This window comes from Halorussus lipolyticus, assembly GCF_029338375.1.
In the GTDB taxonomy this organism is placed as follows: Archaea; Halobacteriota; Halobacteria; order Halobacteriales; family Haladaptataceae; genus Halorussus; species Halorussus lipolyticus.
Window position 1 is genome coordinate 421726 of sequence record NZ_CP119804.1, and the last position, 19068, is coordinate 440793.

19 protein-coding genes and 1 tRNA gene are annotated in these 19068 nt (G+C 65.1%); 14 read left to right on the plus strand and 6 right to left on the minus strand.

Going from position 1 to position 19068, the window contains the following annotated elements; translation table 11 throughout:
- Positions 1–59 precede the first annotated feature (59 nt).
- From P2T57_RS02220 to P2T57_RS02230, 3 genes are read left to right on the plus strand one after another with little or no spacing between them, the layout of a single operon-like run.
- The gene (locus P2T57_RS02220; RefSeq protein WP_276300846.1) at positions 60–587 is read left to right on the plus strand and encodes a hypothetical protein; all 528 of its coding nucleotides are present in this window, start codon (positions 60–62) and stop codon (positions 585–587) included.
- Positions 588–589: 2 nt separating this feature from the next.
- On the plus strand, positions 590–850 hold the full coding sequence (locus P2T57_RS02225; protein ID WP_276300847.1) for a hypothetical protein: 261 nt from the start codon (positions 590–592) through the stop codon (positions 848–850).
- Positions 851–910: 60 nt separating this feature from the next.
- Positions 911–2089 carry an NAD(P)/FAD-dependent oxidoreductase gene (locus P2T57_RS02230; protein ID WP_276300848.1) on the plus strand — a complete coding sequence of 393 codons (1179 nt, stop codon included), beginning with the start codon at positions 911–913 and terminating at the stop codon, positions 2087–2089.
- Here the strand turns inward: P2T57_RS02230 and P2T57_RS02235 are convergent.
- A complete protein-coding gene (locus P2T57_RS02235; RefSeq protein ID WP_276300849.1) occupies positions 2086–2460 on the minus strand; it encodes a hypothetical protein in 375 nt (124 codons plus the stop codon). The two genes, P2T57_RS02230 and P2T57_RS02235, sit on opposite strands and share 4 nt — an antisense overlap.
- A 59-nt stretch (positions 2461–2519) precedes the next feature.
- Positions 2520–2921, minus strand: a complete 402-nt coding sequence (locus P2T57_RS02240; RefSeq protein WP_276300850.1) for an SHOCT domain-containing protein — start codon at positions 2919–2921, stop codon at positions 2520–2522.
- Positions 2922–3035: 114 nt separating this feature from the next.
- Here P2T57_RS02240 and P2T57_RS02245 point away from each other — a divergent pair, with 114 nt between their 5' ends.
- From P2T57_RS02245 to P2T57_RS02265, 5 genes are all read left to right on the plus strand, one after another.
- Positions 3036–3257, plus strand: coding sequence for a hypothetical protein (locus P2T57_RS02245; RefSeq protein ID WP_276300851.1), 222 nt, complete (start codon positions 3036–3038; stop codon positions 3255–3257).
- A gap of 36 nt (positions 3258–3293) precedes the next feature.
- The gene (locus P2T57_RS02250; protein ID WP_276300852.1) at positions 3294–3644 is read left to right on the plus strand and encodes a DUF8159 domain-containing protein; all 351 of its coding nucleotides are present in this window, start codon (positions 3294–3296) and stop codon (positions 3642–3644) included.
- Between the two features lie 223 nt (positions 3645–3867).
- Positions 3868–7878, plus strand: coding sequence for a PAS domain S-box protein (locus tag P2T57_RS02255; RefSeq protein WP_276300853.1), 4011 nt, complete (start codon positions 3868–3870; stop codon positions 7876–7878).
- A 74-nt stretch (positions 7879–7952) separates the two neighbouring features.
- The gene (locus P2T57_RS02260; protein ID WP_276300854.1) at positions 7953–8624 is read left to right on the plus strand and encodes a DUF7344 domain-containing protein; all 672 of its coding nucleotides are present in this window, start codon (positions 7953–7955) and stop codon (positions 8622–8624) included.
- A 1-nt stretch (position 8625) separates the two neighbouring features.
- A complete protein-coding gene (locus P2T57_RS02265) occupies positions 8626–8796 on the plus strand; it encodes a hypothetical protein (RefSeq protein ID WP_276300855.1) in 171 nt (56 codons plus the stop codon).
- 6 nt (positions 8797–8802) lie between these two features.
- Here P2T57_RS02265 and P2T57_RS02270 read toward each other — a convergent pair whose 3' ends face one another.
- Positions 8803–9891, minus strand: coding sequence for a pyridoxal-phosphate-dependent aminotransferase family protein (locus P2T57_RS02270; protein ID WP_276300856.1), 1089 nt, complete (start codon positions 9889–9891; stop codon positions 8803–8805).
- 460 nt (positions 9892–10351) lie between these two features.
- Between P2T57_RS02270 and P2T57_RS02275 the strand changes: the two genes are divergently transcribed.
- Positions 10352–12874 carry a methyl-accepting chemotaxis protein gene (locus P2T57_RS02275; protein WP_276300857.1) on the plus strand — a complete coding sequence of 841 codons (2523 nt, stop codon included), beginning with the start codon at positions 10352–10354 and terminating at the stop codon, positions 12872–12874.
- Positions 12875–12995: 121 nt separating this feature from the next.
- On the opposite strand, the gene P2T57_RS02280 is transcribed toward P2T57_RS02275, so the two are convergent.
- From P2T57_RS02280 to P2T57_RS02290, 3 genes are all read right to left on the minus strand, one after another.
- Positions 12996–13070, minus strand: a tRNA-Arg gene (locus P2T57_RS02280).
- A gap of 72 nt (positions 13071–13142) precedes the next feature.
- The gene (locus P2T57_RS02285; RefSeq protein WP_276300858.1) at positions 13143–13334 is read right to left on the minus strand and encodes a hypothetical protein; all 192 of its coding nucleotides are present in this window, start codon (positions 13332–13334) and stop codon (positions 13143–13145) included.
- A gap of 75 nt (positions 13335–13409) precedes the next feature.
- Positions 13410–14705: a geranylgeranylglyceryl/heptaprenylglyceryl phosphate synthase gene (locus tag P2T57_RS02290; RefSeq protein WP_276300859.1), complete on the minus strand. Its 1296-nt coding sequence runs from the start codon at positions 14703–14705 to the stop codon at positions 13410–13412.
- Positions 14706–14824: 119 nt separating this feature from the next.
- On the opposite strand from P2T57_RS02290, the gene P2T57_RS02295 reads away from it, so the two are divergent.
- From P2T57_RS02295 to P2T57_RS02315, 5 genes are all read left to right on the plus strand, one after another.
- Complete coding sequence (locus tag P2T57_RS02295; RefSeq protein ID WP_276300860.1) at positions 14825–15943, plus strand: hypothetical protein; 1119 nt, start codon at positions 14825–14827, stop codon at positions 15941–15943.
- A gap of 188 nt (positions 15944–16131) precedes the next feature.
- Positions 16132–16785: an RAD55 family ATPase gene (locus tag P2T57_RS02300; RefSeq protein WP_276300861.1), complete on the plus strand. Its 654-nt coding sequence runs from the start codon at positions 16132–16134 to the stop codon at positions 16783–16785.
- Between the two features lie 64 nt (positions 16786–16849).
- A complete protein-coding gene (locus P2T57_RS02305) occupies positions 16850–17260 on the plus strand; it encodes a CoA-binding protein (RefSeq protein WP_276300862.1) in 411 nt (136 codons plus the stop codon).
- Between the two features lie 121 nt (positions 17261–17381).
- On the plus strand, positions 17382–18260 hold the full coding sequence (locus P2T57_RS02310) for a twin-arginine translocation signal domain-containing protein (protein WP_276300863.1): 879 nt from the start codon (positions 17382–17384) through the stop codon (positions 18258–18260).
- A 92-nt stretch (positions 18261–18352) separates the two neighbouring features.
- Positions 18353–19027, plus strand: a complete 675-nt coding sequence (locus tag P2T57_RS02315) for an HAD family hydrolase (protein WP_276300864.1) — start codon at positions 18353–18355, stop codon at positions 19025–19027.
- The last annotated feature ends 41 nt before the right edge of the window (positions 19028–19068 follow it).

Genomic DNA, 19068 nt, shown 5'->3' on the forward strand with positions numbered 1-19068 from the left:
GGTGGTATTTAAGCTGGTCTGCTTAAGATTATAAGTTCCCTCCGCTCCTTGTCATAGATATGGCGAAATGCCCCGGATGTAATGAGAAGTACGCCAAAGGTGGTGCTATCAGCACTCACATGAAGCACTGTGATCAAGTCGAAAGAGAACAACATGAGCGAGTCGAACAGACTCGAGCGACGATAATCGGTGTTCTCGAAGCACTTGATGAAACAGACATGACTGATGAGGTTCTGGAGTTAGCTGAGAGCCTCTGTCAACCAAACATACTCGCAAAGAATCAAGAGATAATTGAGCATCTTCTTGAGAAGGCAAAAAGTGGGGAACCCCTGAACGAAGCGGATAAGCTACTAGCCGAGGTAGTGATGAAAACAGAGCAGGAGCGTGACGGAGAGCAAAGTCCTGCGGCAGAGATTGCACAGGGCTTGTTTGCTCAGACAGAGAAAACTACTGCTGAGCGGACGACATCGGAGAAAAAAACCAATCCAAGAGAGGTTACTACCTCAGAAGAGCAATCTTTATCGGAAAAAGATAAGCAAGAGCCCAGTATCGATGTTTCAACAGAATCACATAGCGAGGAGCTATAATTATGAACAAAAATAATACCGTTGTGCCTGTCGAACAGACTGAAAGTCAATCGCAAACGCCCGCTTCCGAATCCGAACCACTAAATGAACTTGCTCGAGCATTCGGTGAAGAGTTTGGAAAAACAGCAGGAAGGCAAGTAGGGAATGCACTTGCTGAGGAAATTCATAACGACCCGGCTACCCGCCGGGCGACTGCTCAAGGTGCGGGAATTGGTATCGGGGTTGCAGTTGGTCTGGGTGTTCTAGCATTGCTCGCCGATTAAATTTGGCCCATGTAACCTCAGCCCTCACTTCTAAGCCCTCTCGCTCCGAACGCCCGGTTGATGCGAATCGCTGTCCTCGGCGCGGGTTACGCCGGACTGACCCTCGCGCGAAAACTGGAAGGCACCGTCCCCGACGACGTGGAGATTCTGGTGGTCGAACGCACCGGGAGCCACCTCGTCCAGCACGAACTCCACCGCGTCGTCCGCAGACCCTCGCTGGCCGACGAAATCGAGGTGGACCTCGAAGACGTGCTGGACCGGGCGACGGTCCGGCAGGCCGAAGTCGCCGACGTGGACCCCGACGAGAACGTCGTCACGCTGTCCTCGGGCGAGACCATCGACTACGACTACGCCGGGGTCTGTCTCGGGGCCGAGACCGCATTCTACGACCTGCCGGGCGTCGAGGACCACGCCACGCCCCTCAAGACCCTCGACCACGCCGAGCGAATCCGGGCCGAGTTCCTCGACGCGCTCGATTCGGCCGACGCAGGGGACTCGCCAGCCAACGTCGTGGTCGGCGGCGCGGGCCTCTCGGGCGTCCAAGTCGCCGGAGAACTCGCGGCCTTCGCCCGCGAGGAGGACGCCGAGGAACGAGTCACCATCACGCTCCTCGAACAACTGGACAGCGTGGCCCCCGCTTTCCCGGAGAACTTCCAAGAAGCCGTCCGCGACCAACTCGAAGCCCGCGATGTCGAGGTCCGGACCGGGACCGCGGTGTCGTCGGCCTCGGCGTCGGCCATCGAACTCGAAACCGGCAACGAGATAGCTTACGACCAGTTCGTCTGGACCGGGGGCATCCGCGGTCCGTCGGCACTCGGTGGCGAGCGCCCCGCGGTCAAGAACACGTTGCTCCTCGGCGACGGCACCTTCGTCGTGGGCGATTCTGCTCGCGTGGTGGACGCTGACGGCGAACCGGTCCCGGCGAGCGCGCAGGCCGCGGTCAGGGAGGCCCGCGTCGTGGCCCGGAACATCGCCAGCCTCGCGGAGTACGACCGCGAGGGCGACGACCTCTTCGAGCCGAGACTCGAACCCTTCGCGTTCGACTCGCCGGGATGGCTGGTCTCTGTCGGCGACGGCGCGGTGGCTCAAATCGGCCCGAAGGTGCTGACCGGCCGCCCCGCGAAGGCGCTCAAGACCACCGTCGGGGCTGGATACCTCTCGTCGGTGGGCGCGATTCGGAACGCCGCGGACCTCGTTACCGAGGAGCTAGGATACGGAAAGAAGTCGAAGACCGATTAGACGCCGGGGATGCCGAGCGCGCCCGCTGAGAGGAACCCGACCACGTTGAGCGCGAACAGCACGACCCAGACCGTGATGTACGCGACCAGCGCGATGCCGATGGCCTTGCCCCAACCGCCGGGGTAGCGCGCGTTGATGACGTAGACCCACGCCAGCAGGCCGAGTATCGACCCGATGAGGCCGCCAACCAGCGGGATGAGGCTGAATAACCCGGCGACCAGCCACCAGACGAACGCGCCGACCAGCGCGGTCAGAATCGCGTACTCGTAGTCGTCTCGGTCGGCGATGACTCGCGCGCCGACGTAGATTCCGAACGCTCCGATGAGGAGGCTGACGACGAAACCGATGACGAAGTTCAGGAACCCTACCATGTGTGCGTATCTGAATCGACTGGCCTATTATATGTGCCGCATACCGTCCGACCCGCGGGCTACCGGTCGGTCTCGGTCTCGGTCTCGCGTTCGACGTGTTTTCTGGCGCTCTCGGGCGTCTCGGTCTCCAGCAGGGTCTCGACTTTTCGCTCGAATTCGGCGTCGCTGAGGTCCCCTCGAGCGTATCGACTCCGGAGTTCGTCGAGGGCGTCCCGCTTGGACTCGGTGCCGGCGGTGCGGTCGCGTGCGGTTCGATTCGGTCGGTGGTCGCGCTCGGCGTCGCCGACTCCGAGCGACTTACTCACGAGTTTCACGAGTGGCACGACGACGGCGAACCCGACGGCGAACACGGCCCAGAACCACTCGAAGCCCAGAAATAGCCCGGCGAGACCGAGGCCGAGGACGCCGAGCGAGGTCAGTTTCACCAGCAGGTTCTCGCGGTCATCTACCGGGTCGTCCATGCGGTCGGCTACCATCTTCGGTAACAAAAAGCTTGCAATATATCGGACAGGAACGAATTCTGTTGCTTTCCCCGCGTCAATGGCTTTAAGTTTCTGGCCGAACCTCGGGAGCGCATGGCACGCGAGACTGCGATAATCGACAAGGCGCTGGCGGGGGCGGTCGGCCTCACAGCGGGAGCAGTAATCGGGGCGCACGCGCTCCGACGCTACCGACGAACCGAAGCGACGACCGTCGTCTGCAGAGAATGCGGCGAGGAGCTACCGATGGACGACGTACTCGACCCGACAGTGACCTGCGCCTGCGTGGCACCGCGGGACTCCCACGGCTTCTGGTAGCGGGGTCTTTACCCGCCGCGCATCCTACGGTCCGGCATGGACGACGACGACGAGATGCGCGAGCGACTCGAACAGCGGTTGATGAGCCACGGCGTCTACGTCACCGACCTCACCACCGACGAGGACACCCTCTACATCGACTACGAGACGGCCTCGCCCGGCGAGGGCGTCCCCCACCGCGAGGTCGGCCGGGTCCTCAATCGCCTGCTGGCGCTCCACGACGACGGGTGGGACCCGACCGACGTGCGCGCCGAAGTGGCCAGCATCGAGGACGACCCCCGCGGGTCGTGGCGGGCCGACCGGGAGTGGTTGGTCGGCCACGCGCGCGGGGAGGTTTCGGATGTGGACCTCTCTCAGCGCGTCATCGACACCATCGAGGAGGCCTGAGCGCGTCGGGCGAGGGGAACGATAAAAAATCCAGATTCGTCTGTTAGCAATTCTTTTGATGTGTTTAGGAAATCAAGTCATTTTCTAAACGTGCTTTTTTGATTTTCATCGGGGACTATCGCGGGTCGAGCGCCTGTATTCAGCAGACGGACCGGAACGCTCGGCGCGCCCGACTCTTTCCGTTGACGGAAGTACTTATTACGATACAGTGGGTGGTACTGCTATGGATTCCCCCGGCCTCCCGGACTCGCTCGCCGACACAGTCGCCGTCTTCGAGTGTTCCGATTCGCCGACCGCGCCCTACACGGCCACCGAAGTCGCCGACGGCCTCGACTGCTCGCGCCGGACGGCGTACAACCGCCTCGAACGATTGGCCGAGCGGGGGTTGATAGAAACCAAGAAAGTCGGCGCGCGAGGACGGGTCTGGTGGCGACCGCCGGGCGAGCGACTCGCGGCCGACCGACCGAGCGCGGTGGCGAGCGACGACGCCGAAGCGGCGGCGGAAACCCGCCCGGCGGAGACCGCCGCGGACGAACTCCGCGAGAGCAGGCGAAAGTTCCGGTCGCTCGTGGAGGCCGTCGAGGAGTACGCCATCTTCCGACTCGACCCCGAGGGCCGCGTGGTGAGTTGGAACGAGGGTGCGGCGCGAATCAAGGGGTACGACCGCGATGAGATTCTGGGCGAACACTTCTCGACGTTCTACACCGCCGAGGACCGCGAGGCTGGCGTCCCCGAAGGCAATCTCGCTGACGCCGCCGAGGCGGGCACCATCGAAGACGAGGGGTGGCGCGTCCGGGCCGACGGCACCAGATTTTGGGCCAACGTCACCATCTCGGCGATTCGGGACGACGACGGCGCGCTGGTCGGATACGCCAAAGTCACCCGCGACATGACCGACGACCGCTACGCCGAGGCCGAGCGCCGACTCCTCTACTCTACGACCCGCTCCATCGCCGAGGCCGGTTCCTTCGAGGAGGGCCTTCGGGCCACGCTCCGGGAGGTCTGCGAGGCCACGGATTGGGAGTTCGGCGAGGCGTGGGTCCCGAACGGCGATCGGGTGCTAGAACGCGCGTCGGCCGACTACGTCGCCCCGGACCTCGAAGCGTTCGCAGTGGCCTCCGAGTCGTTCACTTTCGAGTGCGGCGAGGGGCTTCCGGGCCGGGTCTGCGAGACCGGTGAACCGGAGTGGATGCGCGACGTGTCCGACCACTCGACCGCGACCGCGCCCCGAGTCCACCAAGCCGAGAGCGCCGGTATCGAGTCCGCGCTCGGGGTCCCTATCACCACCGACGACGGCGTGGTCGCGGTGCTGGTCCTCACGATGACGGACTCCCGGCCCGCGGACGAGCGGATGGTCGAACTCGTCTCGTCGGTCGGTACGGAACTGGGCGAGTTGGTTGAGCGACTCCGGGCCGAGGACGCGTTGGCCCGCGAGAAAGAACTCACCGACCGAATCTTGGAGGCGAGTCAGGCGGGCATCGCGGTGTTCGCCACCGACGGGAGCGTCGTCCGGTCGAACGAGCGCATGGCCGGTATCCTCGACGTGCCACCGGCCGAGATGAAGCGGTACACCGCCGGGGAACGCGAGATGGCGAACGCCGACGGCGAGGCCATCCGCTTCGAGGAGAAACCGGTCCGCGAGGTCCTCGAAACCGGCGAGACCGTCACCGAGCGCGAGGTCCGCATCGAACTCCCAGACGGCAAGAATCGGTGGCTGTCGGTCACCGCGGACCCCATCGAAGACGGCGACGGGGAGACCGAGCAGGTCGTCGCCACGGCCAACGACGTGACCCGCCTCAAAGCCCAGACCCGGCGACTCGAACGCCAGCGCGAGGACCTGCGCCACGAACTCGACGACGTGTTCGAGCGCATCGACGACGCTTTCGTCGCGCTCGACGACGACCTCCGGTTCACCTACGTCAACGACCGGGCGGCGTCCCTGCTGGAAATCTCGGCCACCGAACTGCTGGGCCGCCGAATCTGGGATGAACTCGAACCGGGACCGGTCGCCGAGGAGGCCTTCGAGGAGGCCCTCTCGACGCAGGAATCGGCCACCTTCGAGGAGTTCTACGACCTGCTGGACCGCTGGTTCGAGGTCCACCTCTACCCCTCCGACACCGGCCTGTCGGTCTACTTCCGGGACGTGACCGAGCGCAGAGAGCGGTCCCGCGAACTCGAACGCTACGAGGCCGTGGTCGAGAGGCTCTGGGACGGCGTCTACGCTCTGGACGACAACGAGCGGTTTGCGATGGTCAACCGCCAGCTCCTCGAAATGACGGGCTACGACCGCGACGAACTGCTGGGCGAACCCGGCGCAGTCGTCCACAGCGACAAGATCAACGAGACCGCTGAGAAGCTAAGTTCCGAAGTCGCCGCCGGCGAGCGCGAGGGGGCCTCGATAGAGTTCGACCTGAAGACCGCCGACGGCGGGACGATTCCGGTCGAGAGCCGATTCGGTCCCTACGGTCCCGACGACAGGCACGCCCGGACCGGCGTGGTCCGGGACGTGTCCGACCGCAAACAGTTCGAGGAGACCCTCAAATCGCTCCACGACTCGTCGCGGGACCTCCTCACAGCGGAGACCAAAGCCGAGGTCGGCGAGGTCGTGGTCGATGCGGCCACCGAGGTACTGGACCTGTCGGGCGTGGTGGTCTACCGCTACGACCCCGACGACGACCGACTCGTCCCCGCCGAGCAGTCGGTCGAAGCCGGGTTCATGCGCGAGGAGTTCCCCGAGACGCCGGCCGACGAGACCAGTATCACGGGGACCGTCTTCGGGGACGGCGACCCGGCCCACTACGACGACATCCGCGAGGCTCCGAACCTGCACGTGGACCCCGACGAGACCGAGATGCGGGCCGGGTCGTTCGCGCCGATGGGCGACCACGGTCTCCTCGTCGTCGGGTCCAGAGCAGTCGGCGAATTCGACCACCGGACCGGCCAACTGGTCGAACTGCTGGCGGCCAACGCCGAGGCCGCGTACGACCGGGTGGGTCGGGAGGAGTCCCTGCACCGCCACCGCGAGCGACTCACCGCGCTCAACAACCTGAACGCGGTCGTCCGGGACATCAACGAGGCCGTCGTCCAGCAGTCCACCCGCGACGAGATAGCGTCGGTCGTCTGTGACCGCCTCGCCGAGTCGGACTCCTACGAGTTCGCGTGGTTCGGGGAAGTGGACCCCCGGAACGAGGACGTGACGCTCACCGCGGAGTCGGGCGTCGATGGCTACGTCGAGGCCATCGACATCTCGGTGAATCCCGACGACGAGACCGCTCGCGGTCCGGCAGGCAGGGCCGCCCGGACCATGGAGGTGCAGGTCGTCCACGACGTGATGACGGCAGACGAGTTCGAACCGTGGCGCGAGCAGGCCAGAGAGTACGGCTTCCGGTCGTCGTCGGCCGTCCCGGTCGTCCACGAGAACAGCCTCTACGGCATCTTGTGCATCTACGCCGACCGACTGAACGCCTTCGAGGGCGAGGAGCGACAGGTGGTGCGCCAACTCGGCGAAATCGTCGGCCACGCCATCGCCGGCGTCGAGCGAAAGCGGGCGCTGATGAGCGACGAACTGGTCGAACTGGAGTTCCGGATTCGGGACGTGTTCGAGACGCTCGGGGTTCCGCCATCGGAAGGGACGATTTCGTTCGCCCGGACCGTGCCGGTGGGCGACGGCGAGTTCATCGAATACGGTACCGCCAGCGACGACGCGATGGCGACACTGCGGACGCTCACCGAGAAACTCCCCCACTGGGAGGAGCTATCGGTGATAACCGAGGAGTTCGGGACCACGCGCTTCGAGTTGCGACTCTCGGAACCGCCGGTCATCTCGACCGTCGCGTCCCACGGCGGCCACATCAAGGAGGCCGCTATCGAAGACGGCGATTACCGCATGACCCTCCACTTTCCCCCGACCGTGGACGTTCGGCAGGTGGTCGAGCGCGTCGAGGACTCGTATCCGACCATCGAGGCCGTGACGCGCCGACAGGTCTCGGTGTCGGGCGAGTCGGTTCGCGGACTCGACCGGGTGCTGTCCGAGCAGTTGACCGACCGCCAGCGGACCGCGCTGGAGGCCGCCTACTTCGCTGGGTTCTTCGAGTGGCCCCGAGAGAGTAGCGCCCAAATGGTCGCCGACTCGCTGGACGTCGCCGACGCGACGTTCCACCAGCACGTCCGACTCGCCGAGAGCAAGGTGTTAGGCGCGCTGTTCGAGCAGTCCCGAAAACATCAGTTTGCGTAACCTCATGACTTAGGCAACGCCATTAATTCGGTTCGTAAGAAATCAACAGACGAGAAATGTCCCGCTCCCCGACTATGAATCGAAACTCGGACGACCCGGATTCGGCGTTCGGTCGCTCGCTGGACGACGTGTTTCGCGCGCTGGCGGACCACCACCGTCGCCGGATACTCTCGCTGGTCCGAGCGCGCGACGGCGACCTGTCCGAGTCCGACCTCGCCAGCCTCCTCGTCGCCGAGGAGTCCGGCAAGCCCCTCCTCGACGTGACCGATAACGAACACCAGCGAGTTCACACGCAACTGCGCCACGTCCACCTGCCGAAACTGGCCGAGACCGACCTGCTCCGCTGGAACGAGGCCCGCGGGACGGTTGCGACCGGTCTCCTCGGCGCGGCGGCCCCGATTCTCGACGGGGCGAGCGCGGACGCCGATTCCGGCGAGTTAGACGGCGTGCTGTCGGCGCTGGCCGTCGAGCGCCGCCGAACCCTCCTCTCGGTCCTGCGCGAGAAGGACGCGCTCGAACCGGGCGAACTCGCCGAGCGAGTCGCCGTGCGGGAGGTCCGACGCGGCGCGGGTGAGTCCACACCGACCCCGACCGACGACGAAATCGCGTCGGTTCGGGCCAGTCTCCGGCACAGCCATCTGCCCAAGTTGGCCGGGGTTGGCCTCGTGGACCGCGACGAGGACGGGGTTTCCTTCGACGGACATCCGGCCTTCGACCCCCGGTGGCTTCATCTCGCCGACGAGTAGGATGTTCGGCCCGTTCCGAGTCGTCTGCGAGGACGCGGGGTGTTCGTTCCGGGAACGGATTTCCCGCGGTGAGACCGCCCAAGACTCGGCCGAGGCCCACAGTAAGCGCCACGGCCACGTCGTCTCTATCACCGACGTAACCACCGGGTCGGCGGTCGAAATCGGTTTCTGATTCGGTCTATTCGAAAACTTCTGCGAGCGCGTCCATCGTCTCGGCGACGCGCTGGCGGTCGGCGTTGTAGCCCATGTGCCCGACCCGAAGCACGTCGTCGGCCATCTCGCCCAGACCGGTCGCCACGACGACGCCGTGGTCCGATTCGAGGCGGGCTTGGAGGTCGCTGGCCCGGCTATCGACCCGGAAGGCGGTCACGGTGGGCGAGCAGAGTGCGTCGTCCGCGGGGACGGGTTCGAGTCCGAGGTCACGGCCGCGCTCTCGGCAGAACTCGGCGACCTCGGCGTGGCGGTCGAAGGCGTTTTCGAGGCCCTCGTCCAGCAGTCGGTCGAGCGAGGCGTCCAGCGCGTAGAGGTTCGAGACGGCGTGGGTGTAGGGCAGGTGGGGCGGTTGGTCGTCGGGAATCTCCACGTCGCGCCACGGTTCGAGACTGGTGTAGAAGGTGTCTTGGTCGGTCTGCTCGACTTTCTGCCACGCCCGGTCGCTGACCGAGAGGGTGGTCAACCCCGGCGGGGAACTCAGACACTTCTGGGACGCGCCCAGACACACGTCGATGTCCTCGGTCGGGACCGGCGCGCCGCCGAGCGACGAGACCGCATCGACGATTGTGACGACGCCCGCGTCCTGCAAGACGCTCAGAATTTCGCCGAGGTCGTTGAGGAGACCGGTCGGCGTCTCGCAGTGGACCATCGTGGCCACTGCGAAGTCGTGGTCCTCCACGGCGGATTTGACGGTCTCGGGGTCGAATCCCGAATCGCGGGGTGCCTCGTGGACCACGGCCTCGCCGCCGTGCATCTCCACGAAGTCGGCGAAGCCTGCGCCGAACAGACCGTTGGCGAGGCAGAGAACTTCGTCGTCCTCCTCGACCAGCGAGGCCACGCTGGCTTCGAGGCCGAGCATCCCCTCGCCGCTCAAGACGAGAGCATCGTCGTCGGTGCCGTGGACCGCAGAAAGCTTGTCCAGCACGTCCCGGTAGAACGGCGAGAACTCGGCTTGCACGTCGGGGTTGAGCGGCGCTTGGGCCATGGCCTCGCGGACCTCGGGCGGGACGGCAGTCGGGCCGGGCGTCATCAGGAGTTCGTCGTCTTCGACCATACTGGAGTTTGGTTTCGGAGCGTGGTAAATGGCGGTCTTCCGGCGTGGTCGTGTCAGGGTGCCAATGTAGAACGTGGAGTAGACGTGCGACAATTGCGAGGTACAGCAGGTGGAGACGGAACCGCAGAATCGGTGTGGTGATGTCCGCTGAAGCCCGTGACCGGGTGGCCCCTTCACCCACCCCGGCGGTTGGTCAGTCGAGCGCGCTCCGACAGTAGGTCCTCGCGCTGTCGCCGTCTCGAAGCGAGTTCGGTGCGGTTTAAGAAATAAATATATACCTTTAAGAATTGTATATACATATTTAGGAATTATTCTTATTTCCCTCGAAGCAAAGCTCCCGTCTCCCTCCGCTTCGCCGAATCCCGCTCGTGTGGGGCCAATTACCTTGTGGCTGAAATTTTAGATAATTCGAAACGGCAAGTAGATTTATGTGGAAACTATCGAAAGCACGAAGACACGAATGAAAGATGAAAGCACTAGCGAGGAGAAAAGCGACGGAGCGTCGAACGGCCCCGGTGGTCGTTCGCTCCCCCGTCGCGTCCTCCGAGCGGTGACGCCGGGGGTCGTCCGGCGTCGGTATGCTGTCAGGTTCACTATCTCTATCGCGCTGGTCGTCGTCGTGGTCGCCGCTGTCGGGGCCGTCACCTACGTAGACGCCCGCGAGATGGCCCGCGACGACTCCGAGGCCCAAGTCGCGTCCACCGTCGAACTGCAAGCCGACTCGCTGAGCCGCTGGATAGACGGCATCAGGACGCAGACCCGGACCGTCTCGGCCCGCGAGTCACTCGCTGAGGGCGACCGGTCGGCGATGCGCGAGCGACTCAAAACAGCGCGGAATCGCTCCTCGAACGGCGTGACGGCGCTGTATCTAGTGGACGCCGAGGACGACGAAGTAGTCGCCAGTACCAAGCAGACCGTCGAAGGCTGGTCGCTCGACCGGGTGGAGATGCCGTGGGCCGACCCCGGCGTGGCCGACTCTTTCGAGGGCGACGACGACGTGTGGACCTCGCGGGCCTACGTCTCGAAGACCACGACCTACACCGACGAGGACTCGCCGTGGTACACCGAGGACGACAAGTACATGGCCGTCGCCAGCCCCGTGGCCGGGAGCGAGAGCGTCTACCTCGTCGTCGCGGGCGGCATCGACGACCGGGTGGCGAACCTCCATCAGCCAGCGACCAACCAGACGACGTGGATTGTCACCACCGAGGGCGAGACGGTGCTAGAGTCCGACGCGACAAACGTCTCGTCGGCGGGACTGGTCGGGAGTCGCGTCCCCGACCGGCAGGTCACGCTCCGCGAGCGCGGCGACTTCGTGGTCGGGTTCGCCCCCATCGAGGGCACCGACTGGGTGGCCGTCACCACCATCCGGAAGTCCGAGGCCTACGCGCTGGGAAGCGCGGTCGGCCGAAACATCGGCTATCTCGTGGGCGCGAGTCTGCTGGCGCTCCTCGGGGTCGGGGTCGTCCTCGGTCGCCGGACCGTCCGGCCCCTCGCGGACCTCCGCGAGCGGAGCGAGCGGATGGGTCGCGGCGAACTCGACGTTGACCTCCGAACTCACCGAGAAGACGAGTTCGGCAGACTCTACGACGCTTTCGCCGACATGCGCGACGAACTCCGCGACCAGATTCGGACCACCGAGCGTCTGAACAGTCACCTCGAACGGAAGGCCGACGACTACAGCGCGGTGATGGACGAGTGCGCCGAGGGCGACCTGACCCGCCGGATGGACCCCGACAGCGACAGCGAGGCGATGACCGCCATCGCCGACTCGTTCAACGCGATGATGGCCGACATCGAGGAGACCACGGCCGACCTCAAGACGTTCGCCGACGAGGTGTACGCCGCCAGCGAGGTCGTGACGGCCTCGTCCGAGGAGGTCTACTCCGCCAGCGAGCAAGTCACCGAATCGGTCCAAGAGATTTCGGACGGTGCCGAGGTCCAGAACCAACGTCTCCAAGCGGTCGCCGACGAGATGAGCGGTCTGTCTGCGACGACCGAAGAAATCGCGGCCTCCTCGAACGAGGTCGCGGACCTCGCGGAGGAGACCGCCGAGACGGGCAGAGAAGGCCGGAAGGCCGCCCAAGAAGCCATCGAGGGGTTGGACAAAATCGAGGCCACGTCCGACGAGGCGGTCGCGGAAATCGAGCGACTGGAGGACGAAGTGGCCGAGGTGGACGAACTCATCGAGTTCATCGGCGAAATCGCCACCCAGACCAACATGCTCGCGCTCAACGCCAGCATCGAGGTGTCGCGGTCCAGCACCGACGGGGGCAACCCCGAGGGCTTCTCGGCGGTGGCGAACAAAATCAAGGAACTCGCCGAGGAGGCCAAGGTGGCCTCCGAGGACATCGAGCAACGCCTCGAACGCATCAAAGAACAGACCGAGCGCACCGGCGACGAGGTTCAGTCCGCCAGCGACCAGATTTCGCGCCATACCGACTCCATCGCCGAGGCGGTGGACGCACTGGAGGAAATCGCCGACTACGCACAGGAGACCAACACCGGCGTCCAGAACATCAGCGAGGCCACCGAGGAGCAGGCCGATTCGACCGAGGAGGTCGTCACCATGTTCGACGAGGTGGCCCGCATCAGCGACGAGACCACCGCCGAGGCCGAGAACGTCGCGGCCGCCGCCGAGGAACAGACCACCGCTCTGACCGAAGTCTCGCGCTCGGCCAGCGACCTGACCGCGCAGGCCGACCTCCTCTCGGAGGCGCTGGCCCGCTTCGAGACCGACGCCGACGCCGGCGGCCGGTTCGCCGACGACTCCACTCCCGAGCGACTGGACGAGCAACTTTCCTTGCCAGTGAACGCCGACGACCCCGGCGACTTACTCGACGCCGGAACCGACGACCAGTGGCGAGCGGAAGGCGAAGGCGAGACGACCGTAGACGAGGCAGAGGCTGGAGAAGTAGAGACCGGCGAAGCAGAGACCGACGAAGTAGATGCCGACGAGGAGAGTCCCGCGTCACCGAAGTAGTCCGATACGATTCCCGGACCGACGAACCGAGGAGTAGAGTAGTCGTGACGTGTCGGTCCGGTGGCCCGCAAGCGGGACCCGACGCACCGCTACGTTGGTCGTGAACGAAGTGGAAAACGAGTGGGCGCTACAGGATTTGAACCCGTGGCAGCTTGGTCCGAAGCCAAGTACTCTGTCCAGACTGAGCTAAGCGCCCTCGCTTCATTCTACTGGCTCGGTGTTTTTAAACACCGTGGTTTCGACCGGCCGTGTGATGGCGTACCGAAACTCACTCGGAGACGATGCCGTCCCAGTCGATGCGGTCGATGCGACAGCAGTCGCAGTCGGGACAGGTCTGTCTGTCGAGCGAGAACGTCGCCCCGCAGTCTTTGCACTCGTAGGCGTCCTCAGAGTCGGCGTCCGAGTCCGCGTCGGAACTAGTGGCGCAGACCACGCGGGCGATTTTGGTAGTGAGACTCATGCGTATCGGCCAGCGGTGTACCACCGTTTTGGAGAACTGACTTAAACCATTTTTCATTCTTTTGGCCGTGTACGTTTACCGAGACGACAGCGACAGCGCGAAGTGGGTCGTCGCCAGCCCCGACGAGGAGGCCCCCGTCGAAACAGTTGCCCCGTCCCCGAGGACTGCCCGGAGCGAGCGTCGAATCAGCGCCAAGTCGTCCTCGTCCACCGAGGCCAGCAGGTCCGACCCGAGCGCGGTCCGGAGGTCCTCGCCCGCCTCGCGCCCGAGTCGCAGGTCGGCGTCGTCAGCAGACCGGGCGTGAAGCAGGAGCCACGTCCGGACCGTGGCGGTCAGGTACGCCTCGGCGAGGAGGACGGGGTTCGAGACGGCGGGAATCGTGGCGAGGTAGGCCACAGCGTTCGAGTCGGCGACCGAAATCTCGTCGCGGACCCACTCGCGGACCGCCGACTCGTCCGCGGTCGAATCGAGGACCCCGGCGTCGAGCGCGTCTGCGGCGCGTTCACAGAGGTCGGCCTCCTCGTCGGCCACGCGGTGGAAGGCGTCGCCCACGACGATGGCGTCCGCGCCGGCGTCGAGGATGTCCTCGGCGCGCTCGCGGGAGTCGATGCCGCCGCCGTACCAGAGCCGCGACCACGACAGCGAGTCGGCGATTGCCGCGAGGGTGTCGGTTGCCTCGTCGCCGCCGTAGGTGCCCGAGTATTCGAGGTAGACGAGTTCGCTTTCGAGGTGGCGCTCGGCCGCCATGGCGCGCTGTTTGGCCTCGCGGGGCGACAGCAGGTCCGACTCGTCCACGTTGGCCTCGCGGGCCGCCGCGCTGTCGGGGTTCTGGATGATGTAGGCCTCGAAGACGGCCTCGGAGAGGAGCCACGAGGTCGCAAAGTCGGCCAGCGCGTCGGCGACTCGGCCGGGGAGCCACGGGAGTTCGTCGGCCAGCAGGTCGGGGACTAACTCGTCGCGGATGTACTCGGTGCCGGCCCCGAGTTGGCCGACAAGCGACTCCGAATCGCCGTTCAGGACCTCGGGGATGGCCAGCAGGTCGGCCTCGGCGCGGGTCCGGGGCGTGACGTGGCGCGGGCCACTTGGTTCGTGGAACACCGGCACCGAGGCGGGCGCGAGCAAGTCGAAGGTCTCCTCGGTGTTCTCGGCGGTCACGTCGGCCGACCCGCCGACCGACACCGCGCTGGTGTGCCGGAGGTAGAGGGGGTAGAGCAGGGGGAGTTTCTTGGCCTCCTCGGGGTCTACCTTGGTGACGTGGGTCCAGTCGGCCGGGACCGGGTTGGTGTCCACCGGGAGGACGGTCCGCCCCGCGAGTCCGATTCCGCGGGCGACGCGACCGAACAGCCTCGCAGTGCCGTCGAGACTCGTCATACAGGCTCACAACCCGCCGGCAGGGAGATAAATAGCTCGCTTCTGGGGATAGGAGTTTCCGGTCGCCAGAGAGACTTCCAAACCCTGATATACCCCAGCGGGCGACTCTCCGACCAGACATGGGTAGCGTTCGGTCTCGAATTCCGGCGACTGCGCGGGCACTGTTCGGCCACCTCGCCGAGACGAAGGACCCGCGAGTGGCCACGATGGTGTTGCTCCGCAGTGAGGTCGAATCGGAAATCGAGTCGATGACCGAGCGCCTGTTTCTGCGGGTCGAGCGTGACCTCCAGCGCGCGCGGGAGTCCGGCGAACTCGACCCCGTGCCGGGCGCGGCCGACGAGCAGGCCCGGTTCGACTACGACACGCGCCTCGTCCTCCCGGCAATGCTGACCCTCGCCCGGATTCACGTAATGGCGGGCAACGTCCCAGTCTCGCGGGTCGGAAGCGACGTGGACCGCGAGTTCATCGCCCGCGGTCAGCAGACGACCTACAACGTCGTCCGGGCGCTGTTGGACGGCGACATGCGCGACGCCATCAACGACGACGAGTACGAGGACTTCGACACCAACCTCCGGCCGAGAGAGCGCGTCGCCGAGGTGGCCCAAGAGAGCCTTCAGGAGGGCGTCGAAGCGTGGTTCGACAGCGACGACACCCCCGAGGAGGTCCGGGAATCCTACCAGCACGCGGTCGAACTCTCCGAGCGCCACCAAGACGAGGACGAGGCCTTCCGGGACCTCCTCGACAGACTCCGGCGGTCGGGAGAGGGAACTGACGAGTGGGAGGCGGCCGCAGACGAAGTGCGCGAGCGCTACAAGTTCGCGCCCATCGAGGACGGCGAGTTGTTCGGCGACGAGTCGGACCTGCCGTACTTCGCCACCCAGTACGCGCGGGTCGGCATCCTCTACGAGGACATGCTCAACATGTACGAGGCCGACCTCGGCGTGGAGTTGGGCGAGGGGTTCAAGCGCGCCATCGTGCTGATGGTGGTCGGCGCGCAAATCGGACTGGACGACACCGACGACTACCCCGAGGACCGGGGCGAGCAACTCACGCCCGTCACCGCCGAGTTGAACCTCGCGGACGACCGGGCGACCGGCGTCGAGCGCATCCGGCGCATCGTGGAGACGTACCTCGACCGGGCCGACGACTACGCCGACGAGGACGACCACCTGACCCGTATCGCGGTCGAGTACATCCGCCAGCAGTCGCTCGACCGAATCGACCGCCTGCAGGCGTGACCACCGGCGGGGTCTCGGGCGCGGCCTCGGGTTTCCTCCGAGGGTGGTGTGACCAATTCACGAACGTAGAATTCCCGGAGAGTAATCAAAAAGAATATAAGCGAAACAGGAGATTTTACTGTCAGACGACGCCGGGGACGGGACTGTCGGGTGTCCGTTCCCGTCGCAATTTCACGCGAGGAATCGCCATGTACGGATTGGGTGAGGTCTGTCCGGGGGCCGAGGTCGAACCGGGGACGAATCTCCTGGTGGCCGGGCCGCCGATGACGGGCAAACGAACTCTCGCTCTGAAGATTCTCGCGCACGGTGGCCGTCGCGGTGACGGCAACATCGTCGTCACGACGAAAGACGGCGGCGAAGACGTGCGCGAGGACCTTCGTGAGATGCTCGGCCGCGATGAGGGTGGGCCACTCGGTATCGTGGACTGTGTGTCCAAACAACAGGGTATGAACCCCACCCAGAGTGACGACATCGCCTACGCCTCCTCGCCCAAGGACATGACCGGCATCGGGATTCAACTCTCGGAGTTCCTCGAAGCCTTCTACAAGGAACGAGGAGTCCAGCGCAATCGCATCCTCCTGCACTCGCTCTCGACGCTGTTGATGTACTCGAACCTCCAAACGGTGTTCCGGTTCCTCCACGTGTTCACGGGCCGGGTCCAGAGTGCCGACGCGCTGGGCATCTTCGTCATCGACTCGACGGCCCACGACGAGCAGACGATGAGTACCCTCCGGCAGTTGTTCGACGGCCAAATCGAGATTCGAGAGGCCGACGACGGTGCCGAACTGCGCCTGAAGGGCGTCAGCGAGGGCACCGACTGGCAGGCGATTCCGGAGTTCTGAGCGGTCCGGTCTTCGAGTCGCCCCTACCTCAACCCTTTTGCAGGGCGCTCCCGTCTGTGGCACCATGCCCGTAGAGAGCGACGCCGAACTGCGCGAAATTCTCGGGATGACCCGCGTGGCGGTCGTCGGGTGTTCGACCACGCCCGGCAAGGACGCTCACGAGATTCCCAAATACCTGCTGGACCACGGCTACGAGGTGATTCCGGTCAACCCGACCGCCGACGAGATTTTGGGTCGGAGAGCCTACGATTCGCTGTCCGAGGTCGAGGAGGACGTCGAAATCGTGAACGTGTTCCGGCCGAGCGACGAGGTGGCGGGCATCGTCGACGAGGCCCTCGGCCGAGACGACGTGTCGGTAGTCTGGACCCAACTCGGTATCGCCGACGACGAGTCGGCGGAGCGCGCCGAGGACGCCGGACTCCGCGTGGTGCAGGACAAGTGCATCAAGGTCGAACATCAGAAGCTCGTCACCTGACAGGCCGGCGGTGAGTCCTCGGATTTAGGTTATGTGGCCGATACCGAAACCGGTGGCCACGGGCCTTTTCAGACGCGAGACCCTTGTTTTCGATAGCCACCCGTGGTGGGGGCGGATTATCATGACTGAGGAAAACCAGCACTCGCTGAGCGGTGAGTCGCGTCGGTCGTTCATGAAAAAGAGCGCAGTCGCGTCCGGGGGCTTGGCCCTCGGCGTCGGGGGAACCGGAACCGTCACGGCCCAAGACGGTGACGCCGCCGAAGGCGGGAAGGCGCTGATGTTCAACGACGAGTTCCGGCCCGGCGCGCAGTTCCGGGTCGTCTCGCCCGTCATCGAACAGCAACCGGACGTGAGCGGCGTCAATCAGGGCGACATCTGGAGCAACTACAACACGCGGGCCATCCGGTTCCTGAACACCAACGAGCAGGTAATGCTGTTCCCGGCCCACGACGCCGAGGTACAGCAGGGACAGGTCTACGAACTCGAAAAGAACTTCTCGCTGTTCGCCGACGACACCAACGACCAAGGCATCGTCTCGGTCTCGTTCGAACCGGTCGGCGAGGACGAAGTGTTCGACACCGACTTCGACGTCCTCGACGAGGGCGGCGGTAAGGCACTGGTCGAACGCCACGTGTTCGCACCGAACGCGCTGTTCCGGGTCGTCTCCGGCGTCGTGAAGTGGCAACCCAACCAGAACGTGCAGGGGACCGACATCTTCAGCGACTACAACACCCGGTTCGGCGAGTACCTCAACGCCAACGACGAGTTCTTCTTCTACCCGGCGCAGGCCGCGGAACTCGAACGGGGCGCAGTGTACGTGATGACCGACGAGTTCGACATCACCGACCCTGAGGGCAACCTGATGACCGTGGACTTCGACCGGGTTGACGAGGCCACGCTGAACGACGGCCTCCTCGACGGCAACGGCGGTGGCGGCGGAAACGGCACCAATGGCGGGAATCAGACCGGCGGCAACCAGACCGGAAACAGCAGTAACTGACGCCAAACGCCGAATTCGGGACCCGGAGTCGGGCGGACTCCGACGCCAATTTCTGCGGAGTGCTTTTTCCCGTCGAGCGCGTAGTCTCGTCAATGACAGACGCGGACGCCGCCCCCTCTACCGTCTTTCTCGACTTGGACGAGACCATCTGCGAACATCCCCGTTCGACCGCCGACAGACTCGCCGACGCCTTCGCAGACGCAAGCGTCGAACCCTTCTTCGGAGTCTCGGACTTCCGGCGCTGGCTGGCGAAGGTGTCGGCCGACTCGACGGTCGAACTCCGCGAGGAGTGCTTCACCGGCATTGCCGACGAGCAAGGCCGGGACCCGGCCGACGCGCTGGCGGTGGCACGGGCCTACGAGGACCCCGACCCGACCGAAGTCGAGTTCCTGCCCGGCGCGGAGTCGGCACTCGCAGAGTTAGGTGCGGGCCACGACCTCGCGCTCGTCACCAACGGCGACCGGGAGACCCAATCCCAGAAATTGGCCGCGCTGGACATCGCGGACTACTTCGACGCGACGACCTTCACCGAACCGGGCGGCCCGGTCAAGCCCGACCCCGACCACTTCCATCGCACCCTGTCAGCGATGGGCATCGGGGCCGACGAGGCGGTCCACGTCGGGAACTCGCTCCGGTCGGACGTGGCGGGCGCGAAGGCCGCCGGGATTTCGGCGGTCTGGCTGGCGCGGAGCGAGGAGTCCGTCGAGGTGACGCCCGACCACACCATCGAGTCGATGTGGGACCTGCACGAACCGCCGTGGATGTGAGGCGGGAGTGTCGGTTTCCGGAGTAGTGTTTGATTACGGAG